Source organism: Undibacterium sp. MH2W (assembly GCF_049340215.1).
GTDB lineage: Bacteria > Pseudomonadota > Gammaproteobacteria > Burkholderiales > Burkholderiaceae_D > Undibacterium.
Genome location: NZ_JBMPPA010000002.1, coordinates 502,797 through 516,968, shown reverse-complemented (window position 1 = coordinate 516,968; position 14,172 = coordinate 502,797). Strand labels below are relative to the sequence as shown.

Sequence of the window (14,172 nt, the reverse complement as noted above, 5' to 3'; positions counted from 1 at the left end):
GACTTCAGAAAAGCTTACGCTTCGCCTTCAGTCACATCGGAAGCTGCCACTTCTGGTGCTGGAGCAAAAATCGCTTTCTCTGCATCCAACATCGCTTGACGCTCATCCGCTTCCCACGTTTCTTTCAACTTGCGAGCGCGGTGGAATGCCAGACCTGTACCAGCTGGGATCAGACGACCAACGATGACGTTTTCTTTCAAGCCACGCAGACCATCTTTTTTGCCCATGATCGCTGCTTCGGTCAGAACACGTGTCGTTTCCTGGAAGGAAGCCGCAGAGATGAACGAATCAGTCGACAAGGACGCTTTAGTAATACCCAACAAGATATTTTCATATGTTGCAGGGATACCGCCAGCAGCAACCACGCGATCGTTTTCACCTAACAGGTCAGAACGTTCAACTTGTTCACCAACGATGTAGTTGGTATCGCCTGGGTTCACAACCACAACACGACGCAACATCTGACGTACGATCACTTCGATGTGCTTGTCATTGATCTTAACGCCTTGCAAGCGGTACACGTCTTGAACTTCATCAACGATGTAACGTGCCAGCGCTTCGATACCCAACAAACGCAGGATGTCTTGTGGATCGGCTGGGCCGTCAACAATCATCTCACCCTTGTTCACCACTTGGCCGTCATGCACCAGAACTTGTTTGTCTTTGGTGATCAAGAACTCGTGTTTCTCGCCGTCCATGTCCGTGATTTCCAGACGTTGCTTACCTTTGGTTTCTTTACCAAACGCAACCGTACCAGTTACCTCTGCCAACATACCTGCATCTTTTGGTGAACGTGCTTCGAACAGTTCAGCAACGCGTGGGAGACCACCGGTAATATCACGAGTTTTTTGTGATTCAGTCGGGATACGCGCCAATACTTCACCAACGTGAACTTGCTGACCGTCTTTCACAGTAATCAGCGCGCCCACTTGGAAACCGATCGTTACTGCGTGCTCGGTACCAGAGATCTTGACTTCTTCACCTTGTTCGTTCAACAGCTTCACTTGTGGACGCAGTGTTTTACCTGCTGCGCTACCACGACGTTTCGCATCGATCGCCACCAATGTGGATAAGCCAGTCACTTCATCAACCTGTTTCGCAACAGTAACGCCTTCTTCGACGTTTTCGAACTTCACAGTACCTGTGTATTCGGTAATGATCGGACGTGTCAATGGATCCCATGTTGCCAACGCTGTACCTGCTTTGATCACCATACCGTCTTTAACGATCAGTGTCGCACCGTAAGGTACTTTATGGCGTTCACGCTCACGACCGTGGTCGTCAGTGATCAGTACTTCACCAGAACGGGAAATAACGATCTGATCGCCTTTACCGTTAGTGACATAACGCATTGTTGCTGTGAAACGGATCGTACCGTTGGATTTTGCTTCAACGGAAGATGCTACTGCTGCACGCGACGCCGCACCACCGATGTGGAACGTACGCATCGTCAACTGTGTACCTGGTTCACCGATGGACTGCGCAGCGATAACACCCACTGCCTCACCTGCATTCACCATCATACCGCGGCCCAAATCACGGCCGTAGCACATCGCGCACAGACCGTAGCGTGTGTCGCAAGTCAATGGTGTACGTACTTTTACTTCATCGATACCCAGACGTTCGATTTCCTCGACACAAGTTTCATCGAGCAATGTACCTGCTTCGTACAGAGTTTCTTGTGTTTCTGGATTAACGATATCGTTCGCAGCAACGCGACCCAAGATCAATTCACGCAGAGGAACGTTCACTTCACCGCCCTCAACGATCGCCTTCATGGAAGAGCCATTTGCTGTACCGCAATCGTCTTCAACTACGACCAGATCTTGTGTAACGTCAACCAAACGACGTGTCAAGTAACCGGAGTTCGCTGTCTTCAACGCCGTATCTGCCAGACCTTTACGCGCACCGTGAGTGGAAATAAAGTACTGCAGAACGTTCAGACCTTCGCGGAAGTTCGCTGTAATTGGTGTTTCGATAATCGAACCGTCTGGTTTCGCCATCAGACCACGCATACCTGCCAACTGACGAATCTGTGCTGCAGAACCACGCGCACCGGAGTCAGCCATCATGTAAATCGCGTTGAAGGACTCTTGTGTGCCGACAGTACCATCACGACGTGTTACAGCTTCAACTTTCAGCTGTTCCATCATGGCCTTACCGACTTCATCACCAGTTTTGCCCCAGATATCGACCACTTTATTGTAACGTTCACCCGCAGTCACCAGACCGGACGCGTATTGCTGTTCGATCTGTTTCACTTCGTGTTCTGCTGTTGCCAACAGAGTCACTTTTTGTGGTGGTACTAACATGTCATCGATACAGATGGAGATACCAGCGCGTGTCGCTAAGCGGAAACCCATTTGCATCAATTGATCAGCAAACACAACCGTGGCGCGCAGACCGCACTTACGGAAGGATGTATCGATCAGTTTAGAAATTTCTTTTTTCTTCAACGCACGGTTCAGTACGGTGAATGGCAAGCCTTTTGGCAGAATTTCAGACAAAATCGCACGACCGACAGTGGTTTCGTAACGCTTCACTGTTTTAACGAATTCGCCAGTCGCTGGATCTTTTGGATACTCGGTAATACGCACGGTTACGCGTGTTGCCAGTTCCACTTCTTTGTTGTCCCATGCACGGATCGCTTCGGATACGTCTGGGAACATCATGCCCTCGCCCTTGCCATTGATGGCTTCGCGGGAGCCATGGTACAGACCCAAAACGATATCTTGGGAAGGAACGATGGATGGTTCGCCGTTGGATGGGAACAGAATGTTGTTGGACGCCAGCATCAATGTGCGTGCTTCCATTTGCGCTTCGATCGACAAAGGAACGTGGACCGCCATCTGGTCACCGTCGAAGTCGGCGTTAAATGCCGCGCAAACGAGTGGGTGCAACTGGATCGCTTTACCTTCAATCAATACTGGCTCAAACGCTTGAATACCCAAACGGTGCAACGTTGGTGCACGGTTCAACATGATTGGATGTTCGCGAATGACTTCTTCCAAAATATCCCAAACAACAGGTTCTTGGATTTCAACCAATTTTTTCGCTGCTTTGATCGTTGTTGCCAGACCCATCAATTCCAATTTGTTGAAAATGAATGGTTTGAACAATTCCAACGCCATCAGTTTTGGCAGACCGCACTGATGCAATTTCAGCTGTGGACCCACAACGATAACGGAACGACCGGAGTAGTCAACACGTTTACCCAGCAAGTTCTGACGGAAACGACCGCCTTTACCTTTGATCATCTCAGCCAGAGATTTCAATGGACGCTTGTTCGCGCCAGTCATTGCTTTACCGCGACGACCGTTATCGAGCAAGGAGTCAACGGCTTCTTGCAACATACGCTTTTCGTTGCGTGTGATGATTTCTGGTGCGCGCAATTCCATCAGGCGCTTCAGACGGTTGTTACGGTTGATCACACGGCGATACAGATCGTTCAGATCGGAAGTCGCGAAACGACCACCGTCCAACGGTACCAATGGACGCAACTCTGGTGGCAACACTGGCAGCACTTCCATGATCATCCATTCTGGCTTAATACCAGAACGTTGGAACGCTTCCAATACTTTCAAACGCTTAGCGTATTTCTTGATCTTCGCTTCAGATTTGGATTCTTTCAGTTCTGTACGCAGAACTTCTGCATCACGATCGATATCGATGGAGCGCAACAATTCACGGATACCTTCTGCACCCATGAATGCTGTGAATTCATCACCGTATTCTTCGTATTTTGCAGCAAAATCATCTTCAGACATGATTTGGCACTTTTTCAGCGGTGTCATGCCTGGATCAGTCACAACGTATGCTTCAAAGTACAGAACGCGTTCGATATCGCGCAATGTCATGTCCAGTACCATACCCAAACGGGATGGCAGGGATTTCAGGAACCAGATGTGTGCTGTTGGGGATGCCAATTCGATATGGCCCATGCGTTCACGACGCACTTTTGCCAATGTGACTTCAACGCCGCACTTTTCGCAAATCACACCACGGTGTTTGAGACGCTTGTACTTACCGCACAGGCATTCGTAATCTTTGATTGGGCCAAAAATTTTGGCGCAGAACAGACCGTCGCGTTCTGGTTTGAACGTACGATAGTTGATGGTTTCCGGCTTTTTTACTTCGCCGTAGGACCAGGAACGGATTTTATCCGGTGACGCCAGACCGATTTTGATCGCGTCGAATTGTTCGTTTGGTTGGACTTGCTTGAAAAGATCGAGCAGGGCTTTCATGTATATCACTCCAGTTAAGCGCTTGAAAACGCTTGGTGGCTGAATGGTGCTGCAACAGAAGGTCTTTCGCCTTACCCTGTTCGCATAAGCGGGAGAGCCGGGTCTTTCGACGCTGGTTCCGCTCATACCGGGAACGAAAATCCGCTTCCAAACTGCTGGCTAGCTGAATGACCAACGCCCGAAGTGAATTCGGGCGATGGTTTTACTACTAAATACTGCGTACTGCATCAAACCAACGACGCGCTGTACAACGCGTCGAAGGCTTTTTATTGCGATTAATTGCGTTCGAGATCGATGTCGATACCCAAAGAACGAATCTCTTTGACCAACACGTTGAACGATTCTGGCATACCAGCGTCGATCACGTGATCGCCCTTAACGAGATTTTCGTACACTTTAGTACGTCCATTCACGTCATCGGACTTGACTGTCAACATCTCTTGCAAGACGTAAGACGCGCCGTAAGCTTCCAGTGCCCAAACCTCCATCTCACCGAAACGCTGACCACCGAACTGAGCTTTACCGCCCAATGGTTGCTGAGTGACCAATGAGTATGGGCCAGTTGAGCGGGCATGCATTTTATCATCAACCAGATGGTGCAGCTTGAGAACATGCATGTAACCGAGGGTTACTTTACGTTCAAATGCTTCGCCAGTACGGCCATCGAACAGTGTTACTTGGTTTTTCGATGGTGTCATACCCAGTTGTTGCGCGATATGGTCAGGGAACGCCAGATCCAGCATGCGACGGATTTCACTTTCGTGCGCACCGTCAAACACTGGTGTAGCAAACGGAACACCATTTTTCAGGTTGTTCGTCAATTCCAAGATCTCTGCATCAGTGAAGCCGTCGATGTCTTCCTTCTTACCAGATTCGTTATAAATCTTTTTCAGGAATTCACGCAATTCTTCAACTTTTGCTTTTGCTTTCAGCATTTCGCCGATACGCAAGCCCAGACCTTTTGCTGCCCAACCCAGATGCACTTCCAGAACCTGACCAACGTTCATCCGTGATGGAACACCCAATGGGTTCAACACGATGTCAGCTGGGGTACCGTCTGCCATGTATGGCATATCTTCAATCGGAACGATACGGGAAACAACACCCTTATTACCGTGACGACCCGCCATCTTGTCACCTGGTTGCAAGCGACGTTTCACAGCCAAGTACACCTTGACCATTTTTTGTACGCCTGGTGGCAACTCATCGCCTTGTGTCAGCTTGGTACGTTTTTCTTCGAAAGCCAAATCAAACTGATGACGTTTCTCAGCGATTGAATCTTTCATCGCTACCAATGCGTTCGCTGCTTCGTCTGATGCCAAACGGATATCGAACCAGTGGTATTTATCGATGCTCGCCAGATACTCTTTCGTGATCTTGCTGCCTTTTGCCAGTTTAGCTGGACCGCCATCAGCGATCTTGCCATCTAACATACGTTCCAAACGTTCAAACGCATCGCCTTCAACAATACGCAACTGATCGTTCAAATCGAGGCGGTAGCGCTTCAATTCATCATCGATAATTTGCTGAGCACGTTTGTCGCGTTGGATGCCTTCACGTGTGAACACCTGAACGTCGATGACAGTACCTACCATGCCAGAAGGCACGCGCAGGGAAGTATCTTTAACGTCAGACGCTTTTTCACCGAAGATCGCGCGCAACAGTTTTTCTTCTGGTGTCAGCTGAGTTTCACCTTTTGGTGTCACTTTACCAACCAGTGTGTCGCCTGCAGTCACTTCAGCACCGATGTAGACGATACCGGATTCATCCAGACGTGCTAATTGGTTTTCAGCCAGGTTAGAGATATCACGTGTGATTTCTTCTGCACCTAATTTTGTGTCACGAGCAACAACCGACAACTCTTCGATATGAATCGATGTGTAACGGTCATCAGCAACGACTTTTTCGGAGATCAGGATCGAATCTTCGAAGTTATAGCCATTCCATGGCATAAACGCGACCAGCATGTTTTGACCCAGCGCCAATTCACCCATGTCGGTTGACGCGCCGTCAGCCAATACGTCACCTTTAGCAACAACGTCACCAACTTTCACGATAGGACGCTGGTTGATATTGGTATTTTGGTTAGAACGTGTGTACTTGATCAGGTTGTAGATATCCACACCCACTTCGCCAGCTTGCGCTTCAGCGTCGTTCACACGAATAACGATACGACCCGCATCGATGTAATCGACTTTACCGCCACGCAATGCTTGTACTGTTGTACCGGAGTCAACGGCCACTGTACGTTCGATACCTGTACCAACGAATGCTTTTTCTGGACGCAAGCAAGGAACTGCTTGACGTTGCATGTTGGCACCCATCAACGCACGGTTCGCATCATCGTGTTCAAGGAACGGAATCAACGATGCCGCAACAGAAACAACCTGACCTGTCGCCACGTCCATGTACTGTACGCGCTCTGGGGAGACCAAAATCGTTTCACCCGCTTGACGTGAAGAAACCAGCTCATCCGTCAATGTACCGTTTTCGTCGATCGTCGCATTCGCCTGAGCGATGATGTAACGACCTTCCTCGATCGCGGACAAGTAATCGATTTGGTTAGTAATTTTGCTGTCAACGACTTTACGGTATGGTGTTTCCAAGAAACCGTATTCGTTCAGACGTGCGTACAACGCCAGGGAGTTAATCAAACCAATGTTTGGTCCCTCTGGTGTTTCAATTGGGCAAACACGACCGTAGTGCGTTGGATGAACGTCACGGACTTCAAAGCCTGCGCGCTCACGTGTCAAACCACCAGGTCCCAGCGCGGAGATACGACGCTTATGCGTGATCTCGGACAATGGGTTTGTCTGATCCATAAACTGTGACAACTGTGAAGAACCGAAGAACTCACGGATGGCAGCAGAAATTGGTTTCGAATTGATCAGGTCGTGCGGCATCAGGTTATCCGCTTCAGCTTGACCCAGACGCTCTTTCACAGCACGTTCTACACGTACCAGACCAGCGCGGAATTGGTTCTCAGCCAATTCACCAACGCAACGAACACGGCGGTTACCCAAGTGATCGATATCGTCGACTTCGCCGCGACCATTACGCAACTCAACCAAGATCTTAATCACAGCCAACACGTCTTCGTTCGACAATGTCATCGCACCAGTCAACTCATCACGACCGATACGGCGGTTGAATTTCATACGACCAACTGCGGACAAATCGTAACGCTCTTCGCTGTAGAACAAGCCATTGAACAAGGCCTCAACAGAATCTTCTGTTGGCGGTTCGCCAGGACGCATCATACGGTAGATCGCAACGCGTGCTGCCATCTGGTCTGCTGTGTCATCAGTACGCAGTGTCTGGGAGATGTAAGCACCTTGGTCCAGATCGTTGGTATACAGTGTTTGAATGTCTGTGACACGAGCTTCACGCAGACGACCGAGCAATTCTTCTGTCAGCTCATCGTTGGCGTTAGCAATCACTTCGCCTGTATCGTTGTCGATGATGTTCTTCGCCAGAACACGACCTAACAAGTAATCTTCAGGAACGGAGATGTGCTTGATACCACCAGCTTCGATTTCACGTACGTGCTTCGCATTGATACGCTTATCTTTCGCAACGATCAATTTACCTGACTTGTCAGTGATGTCAAAACGGGCAACTTCACCACGCAGACGCTCAGAAACGAATTCCATTTCCGCGCCATCGTTATGCAGCGTAAAGTTATCGAAGACAAAGAAGTTTGCCAAGATCTGCTCATTGGTCATGCCGATAGCACGCAAGAGGATCGTGACAGGCATCTTACGACGACGGTCAATACGGAAGAACAAGATGTCTTTCGGATCAAATTCGAAATCCAGCCATGAACCACGGTAAGGAATAATACGTGCTGAGAACAGCAACTTACCGGAAGAGTGCGTTTTGCCGCGGTCGTGCTCAAAGAACACACCTGGAGAACGGTGCAACTGGGAAACAATCACACGCTCAGTGCCGTTGATAACGAAAGAACCTGTTGTTGTCATCAAAGGCAATTCGCCCATGTAGACTTCTTGCTCTTTCATTTCTTTAACGACAGGCTTGGTCGGGGATTCTTTATCCAAAATCACCAGACGTACTTTCGCACGCAAAGGTGACGCGTAGGTCAGACCACGCAGTTGACATTCCTTGACGTCAAAAGCCGGATCGCCTAAAACATAAGATAAGAATTCGAGACGAGCGAATCCATTGTGTGAAACGATAGGGAAAATCGAAGTGAAGGCGGACTGCAGGCCCTCATTTTTCCGATTTACCGGTGTTCTGTCTTCTTGCAAAAAGCTCTGATACGACTCGATTTGAGTCGCCAGCAAGAACGGAACGTTGTGGACGTTGGCGCGCTTCGCAAAAGATTTACGAATACGCTTCTTCTCAGTAAATGAGTAGTGCATGGACACTCCGTGAGTGACAAGGAAGGATGGAGAATTCAGGATTCCTGTCACAAAAATAAATCAACCCTGCGACAAAAAACCTCAAGTCTCAGCCCTCGGTCTTAATAAACAGCAAAACAACCCTGAACGACAAAGAAGCCAAAGAGGAACCTTCTCTTTCGAGAGGATTCCTGACTTTGACTCTGGCAAACCCGAAGGTTTGCCATGTACAGCATTACTTGATTTCGACTTTCGCGCCAGCTTCTTCCAATTTCTTTTTAGCTGCTTCAGCATCAGCTTTAGAAACTGCTTCTTTAACTGTTTTTGGTGCGCCGTCAACTACGTCTTTAGCTTCTTTCAAGCCCAGACCAGTCAATTCACGAACTGCTTTAATAACGCCAACTTTGTTTGCGCCAACTTCAGCCAGAACTACGTTGAATTCTGTTTGTTCTTCAGCAGCAGCTGCACCAGCACCAGCAACAGCTGGACCAGCGGACATTGCAGCAGCGGAAACGCCAAATTTTTCTTCGAAAGCTTTAACCAGGTCGTTCAGGTCCATTACGGACATCGCGCCTACGGCTTCCAGGATATCTTCTTTGCTAATTGCCATTTGAAACTCCAATTTATTAATTACATTGATTCGGTATTTGACAGAAAGTTCTTACTCTGCTGCTGCTTCAGTAGCTTCAGCTACTGGTGCTGCAGGAGATTCGGATGCTTTCTTTGCGGAAAGTGCTGCCAGAGCACGTGCCATTGCAGATACAGGAGCCTGCATCATACCCAACACTTGTGCCAACAGTACTTCACGAGCAGGAATGCTTGCCAATGCGACAACGCCAGCTTTATCCAGCGATTTGCCTGCATAGTTACCCGCTTTAACAACCAGCTTGTCATTGCCTTTTGCAAAGTCTTGAACGACTTTAGCAGCAGCAACAGCATCATCCGAGATCGCATAGATCAACGGACCGGTCATTTCAGAAGCGAGACTTGCAAATACAGTTCCCTCAACAGCGCGACGTGCGAGTGTGTTTTTCAACACGCGCATGTAGACGCCTTGAGCACGTGCAGAAGCACGTAATTGCGTCAAATGACCGACCTGGATGCCACGATATTCAGCCACGACGATAGTCTGAGCAGTTGCAACTTTTGCAGAGACTTCAGCGACGACGGCTTTTTTGTCATTCAGATTGAGACTCACGGTCAACCTCCATTAATGATATTCAGTCGGTACATCGGAATGACGTACTTCCCTCATATCGTTTCGAACACGGCGTCCGAAGTTAGGAGTTTCACTGGCGGACCAGTATTCACTACAAAACTTGATCGGGTACACCATCTGCGTTGGGCTCTGTTGATTACTCTCCAGATGTTTAACTTAAACCTTGGTTTAAGCCCCACGGTCTTTGACACTCTGGATGTGTTTTTCAATACATCCAGCCCAAAGATGCGCCCCATGCTTTTCAGCACAGGGACTTAATTTTTTACTTAGCCCAGATTTGCGTGATCAACACGTACGCCTGCACCCATCGTCGATGAGATAGAGACTTTACGCAGATACACACCTTTGCTGGAAGCTGGTTTAGCTTTGTTCAATGCTTCGATCAGAGCAACCAGGTTGGATTTCAAATCGCCATCAGCAAACGACTTACGGCCGATTGTTGTGTGAATGATACCTGCTTTGTCTGTACGGTATTGAACTTGACCTGCTTTAGCGTTTTTAACCGCTGTTGCAACGTCAGGAGTCACTGTACCAACTTTCGGGTTAGGCATCAGACCACGTGGACCCAATACTTGACCCAATGTACCAACGATACGCATTGTGTCTGGAGAAGCGATCACAACGTCAAATGGCATGTCGCCAGCTTTAACGCGTTCTGCCAAATCTTCCATACCAACGATATCTGCACCAGCTGCTTTTGCTTCTTCAGCTTTAGCGCCTTGTGCGAATACCGCTACGCGAACAGTTTTACCAGTACCAGCTGGCAATACAACTGCGCCACGAACAACTTGGTCAGATTTCTTAGGATCAACACCCAATTGTACGGAAACGTCGATGGATTCGTTGAATTTCGCTGTAGCGCATTCTTTGATCAACGCGATTGCGCTGTCAAATGGATAAACTTTCAGACGATCAACTTTAGTTGCGAGCAACTTTGCTTTTTTAGATAACTTAGCCATTACAGACCCTCCACCGTGATGCCCATAGAGCGAGCGGAACCAGCGATAGTACGCACTGCTGCGTCCATATCAGCTGCTGTCAAATCAGCGCGTTTTACAGTCGCGATTTCTTCAGCTTGCGCACGAGTGATCTTACCAACTTTGTCAGTATGTGGCTTAGCAGAGCCTTTAGTGATACCAGCTGCTTTTTTGATCATGTATGTTGCTGGTGGTGTCTTCATCACGAATGTGAAAGACTTATCAGCAAATGCGGTGATCACAACAGGAATCGGCATACCTGGTTCCATACCTTGGGTCTGTGCATTAAATGCTTTGCAGAATTCCATGATATTCAAACCACGTTGACCCAATGCTGGACCGATTGGTGGGGATGGATTTGCTTTACCAGCTGGCACTTGCAGCTTGATAAAACCAATAATTTTCTTTGCCATGGTGGCTCCTTCATTAAATGAGTAGTAGCGCCCAACAGCATCTTTCGATGTTGCCGGGCTCCTCTGCCTGCTTACCGATCAGTTTTAAAAAATTTCTTTTTAGCGTACTGATCAACGATATCTTTTACAGCTCAACGTCTTTACTTCAGACTCAGACTTTTTCAACCTGAGCAAATTCCAACTCAACTGGTGTCGCACGACCAAAGATCGTTACTGTTACGCGTACTTTAGATTTCTCGTAGTTCACTTCTTCCACGTTGCCGTTGAAATCTGTGAATGGACCTTCTTTAATACGAACAATCTCACCAACTTCGTACAATACTTTTGGTCTTGGTTTCTCAACACCATCTTGCATTTGCTGCAAAATCTTGTCGACTTCGTGCTGAGGAATAGGGGAAGGCTTGTTAGACTTACCACCGATAAAACCAGTCACCTTACTTGTGTTCTTTACCAAGTGCCATGTATCGTCAGTCATTTCCATCTCAACGAATACATAACTTGGGAACAGGCGACGTTCTGTGACTGCCTTGCGGCCGTTACGAACTTCAATCACTTCTTCTGTCGGCACCAAAATACGGCCAAACAGATCTTGCATCTCTGCGCGCTCAATACGCTCTACCAAGGCACGGTGAACACTTTTCTCCATGCCAGAGTACGCATGCACTGCGTACCATCTTTTAGCACTTTTAGGTACAGACACCTCTGGTGCTGTACCTTGTTCGTTTTCCTGAATGTTATCGCTCATTATTTTTTCCATCCGAGGATTACGTCATACAACAAGAACTCTAGAAACTTATCAGTTCCCCAGAGAAAAATCGCCATGATCAACACAAAACCGAATACAACGGCTGTGATTTGACCAGCTTCTTTGCGTGTAGGCCAAACAACTTTTTTCGTTTCGCGAACAGCTTCTTTTGCAAACTCTACAAAATTTCTGCCCATCTCGGAAACAGCAACCAAAGCAACAGCAACAGCCAGACCAACTACCAGTGCAGCAGCGCGCACCCAGGTAGATTGACCAGCAAGAATATAAAAAGCAGCAATTCCAGAAACCAGCGCAGCAACTGCCAAAATGACTTTGTATTTGTCATTGGAAGTACTTACAGTTTGTACGGAATGATTAGACATACTTAATTTACTTTCGGTGCCCTGCGGCCTTGATGGTGGCAGGGGCGGTAGGAATCGAACCTACAACCTTCGGTTTTGGAGACCGACGCTCTGCCAATTGAGCTACACCCCTACTGCTTGTTACCACTTGATCGATATAGCGACTTTGGCCAGTCGCTATATCGTTGTCTTACTTTACTGATTACTCGATGATTTTTGCAACAACGCCCGCACCAACTGTACGACCGCCTTCACGGATAGCGAAGCGCAAGCCTTCTTCCATCGCGATCGGGTTGATCAGTTTTACTGTGATCGATACGTTATCACCTGGCATAACCATTTCTTTGTCTTTTGGCAACTCGATCGAACCAGTTACGTCCGTTGTACGGAAGTAGAACTGTGGACGGTAGTTGTTAAAGAATGGTGTATGACGACCACCTTCATCTTTAGACAATACATAGATCTCACCAGTGAAGTGGCTATGTGGCTTGATTGAACCTGGTTTTGCCAACACTTGACCGCGCTGGATATCTTCACGCTTAGTACCGCGCAACAATACACCAACGTTATCACCAGCTTGACCTTGATCCAGCAATTTGCGGAACATTTCAACGCCAGTACATGTTGTTTTTACTGTGTCTTTGATACCAACGATTTCGATCTCTTCACCAACTTTAACGATACCGCGCTCAACACGACCAGTAACTACTGTACCGCGACCAGAGATAGAGAACACGTCTTCTACTGGCAACAAGAATGCGCCGTCAACTGCACGTTCTGGTGTTGGGATATAGCTGTCCAATGCATCAGCCAATTTCATGATCGCTTCTTCGCCCAATGGACCTTTGTCGCCTTCAAGCGCCAATTTCGCGGAACCTTGGATGATTGGCAAATCGTCGCCTGGGAATTCGTATTTGGACAGTAACTCACGTACTTCCATTTCAACCAATTCCAACAATTCAGCGTCATCAACCATGTCGCACTTGTTCAGGAACACGATGATGTATGGAACACCAACTTGGCGAGCCAACAGGATGTGTTCACGTGTTTGTGGCATTGGGCCGTCTGCTGCGGAGCAAACCAGGATCGCGCCGTCCATCTGCGCTGCACCAGTAATCATGTTTTTAACATAGTCAGCATGGCCTGGGCAGTCAACGTGAGCGTAGTGACGTGCTGCTGTTTCGTATTCTACGTGCGCTGTGTTAATTGTAATACCACGTGCTTTTTCTTCTGGTGCTGCGTCGATTTCGTCGTATTTTTTCGCTTCGCCGCCGAATTTAGCGGACAAAACTGTCGCAATCGCTGCTGTCAGTGTAGTTTTACCGTGATCAACGTGACCAATTGTACCGACGTTGACGTGCGGCTTGGTGCGTTCGAACTTACCTTTTGCCATTTTGGACTCCTAACGATTTTGATGAGAACATTCAGGCACGCGCCCGACAAATTCAGACTTGACTACACCAGTTCACATGGTGCCCTTGACGTGGATTGAACACGTGGCCTCTCCCTTACCAAGGGAGTGCTCTACCACTGAGCTACAAGGGCAGCTCGCTTCGCACAAACACCATGCAAATAAACCTGGAGCGGGTGAAGGGAATCGAACCCTCGTCATAAGCTTGGAAGGCTTCAGCTCTACCATTGAGCTACACCCGCAGGGGCTACCACTTCAGCCGCATACTTACTTAAAAAATTCTTTTTCCTATGGTGGAGGGGGCTGGATTCGAACCAGCGTACTCAGAGAGAACAGATTTACAGTCTGTCGCCTTTAACCACTCGGCCACCCCTCCGTAGGGAACTCAGAACTATAGAGATGCAAAGACCTTCTGTCAAGGACTATTTGAAAATAATGTC

At 48.1% G+C, this 14,172-nt stretch carries 9 protein-coding genes and 4 tRNA genes; all 13 read right to left on the bottom strand.

Annotated features, from left to right (window positions below):
- Nucleotides 1-14 precede the first annotated feature (14 nt).
- The 13 genes from rpoC to ACO0K2_RS06505 all read right to left on the bottom strand — a co-directional run bounded on the left by rpoC (nt 15) and on the right by ACO0K2_RS06505 (nt 14,108).
- Nucleotides 15-4,244, bottom strand: coding sequence for a DNA-directed RNA polymerase subunit beta' (rpoC, locus tag ACO0K2_RS06565; RefSeq protein WP_423016986.1), 4,230 nt, complete (start codon nt 4,242-4,244; stop codon nt 15-17).
- A gap of 275 nt (nt 4,245-4,519) precedes the next feature.
- Entirely contained in the window at nt 4,520-8,626 is a 4,107-nt protein-coding gene (gene rpoB / locus ACO0K2_RS06560) for a DNA-directed RNA polymerase subunit beta (RefSeq protein ID WP_423016984.1), read from the bottom strand.
- 214 nt (nt 8,627-8,840) lie between these two features.
- Nucleotides 8,841-9,215, bottom strand: a complete 375-nt coding sequence (gene rplL, locus ACO0K2_RS06555; protein ID WP_423016982.1) for a 50S ribosomal protein L7/L12 — start codon at nt 9,213-9,215, stop codon at nt 8,841-8,843.
- 51 nt (nt 9,216-9,266) lie between these two features.
- The gene (rplJ, locus tag ACO0K2_RS06550) at nt 9,267-9,803 is read right to left on the bottom strand and encodes a 50S ribosomal protein L10 (RefSeq protein ID WP_186913848.1); all 537 of its coding nucleotides are present in this window, start codon (nt 9,801-9,803) and stop codon (nt 9,267-9,269) included.
- A gap of 287 nt (nt 9,804-10,090) precedes the next feature.
- Nucleotides 10,091-10,783, bottom strand: a complete 693-nt coding sequence (gene rplA / locus ACO0K2_RS06545; protein ID WP_423016980.1) for a 50S ribosomal protein L1 — start codon at nt 10,781-10,783, stop codon at nt 10,091-10,093.
- A complete protein-coding gene (gene rplK / locus ACO0K2_RS06540) occupies nt 10,783-11,214 on the bottom strand; it encodes a 50S ribosomal protein L11 (protein ID WP_186913846.1) in 432 nt (143 codons plus the stop codon). Before rplK ends, rplA begins: the two co-directional genes overlap by 1 nt.
- 151 nt (nt 11,215-11,365) lie before the next feature.
- A complete protein-coding gene (gene nusG / locus ACO0K2_RS06535; RefSeq protein ID WP_423016978.1) occupies nt 11,366-11,959 on the bottom strand; it encodes a transcription termination/antitermination protein NusG in 594 nt (197 codons plus the stop codon).
- A complete protein-coding gene (gene secE, locus ACO0K2_RS06530; RefSeq protein ID WP_423016976.1) occupies nt 11,959-12,342 on the bottom strand; it encodes a preprotein translocase subunit SecE in 384 nt (127 codons plus the stop codon). Before secE ends, nusG begins: the two co-directional genes overlap by 1 nt.
- Before the next feature lie 36 nt (nt 12,343-12,378).
- Nucleotides 12,379-12,454: transfer RNA gene (locus ACO0K2_RS06525), tRNA-Trp, on the bottom strand.
- 69 nt (nt 12,455-12,523) lie between these two features.
- Complete coding sequence (gene tuf, locus ACO0K2_RS06520; RefSeq protein WP_423016974.1) at nt 12,524-13,714, bottom strand: elongation factor Tu; 1,191 nt, start codon at nt 13,712-13,714, stop codon at nt 12,524-12,526.
- Between the two features lie 77 nt (nt 13,715-13,791).
- A tRNA-Thr gene (locus ACO0K2_RS06515) sits at nt 13,792-13,866 on the bottom strand.
- A 34-nt stretch (nt 13,867-13,900) separates the two neighbouring features.
- Nucleotides 13,901-13,974 (bottom strand) — tRNA-Gly (locus ACO0K2_RS06510).
- A 49-nt stretch (nt 13,975-14,023) separates the two neighbouring features.
- Nucleotides 14,024-14,108: transfer RNA gene (locus tag ACO0K2_RS06505), tRNA-Tyr, on the bottom strand.
- Nucleotides 14,109-14,172 lie beyond the last annotated feature (64 nt).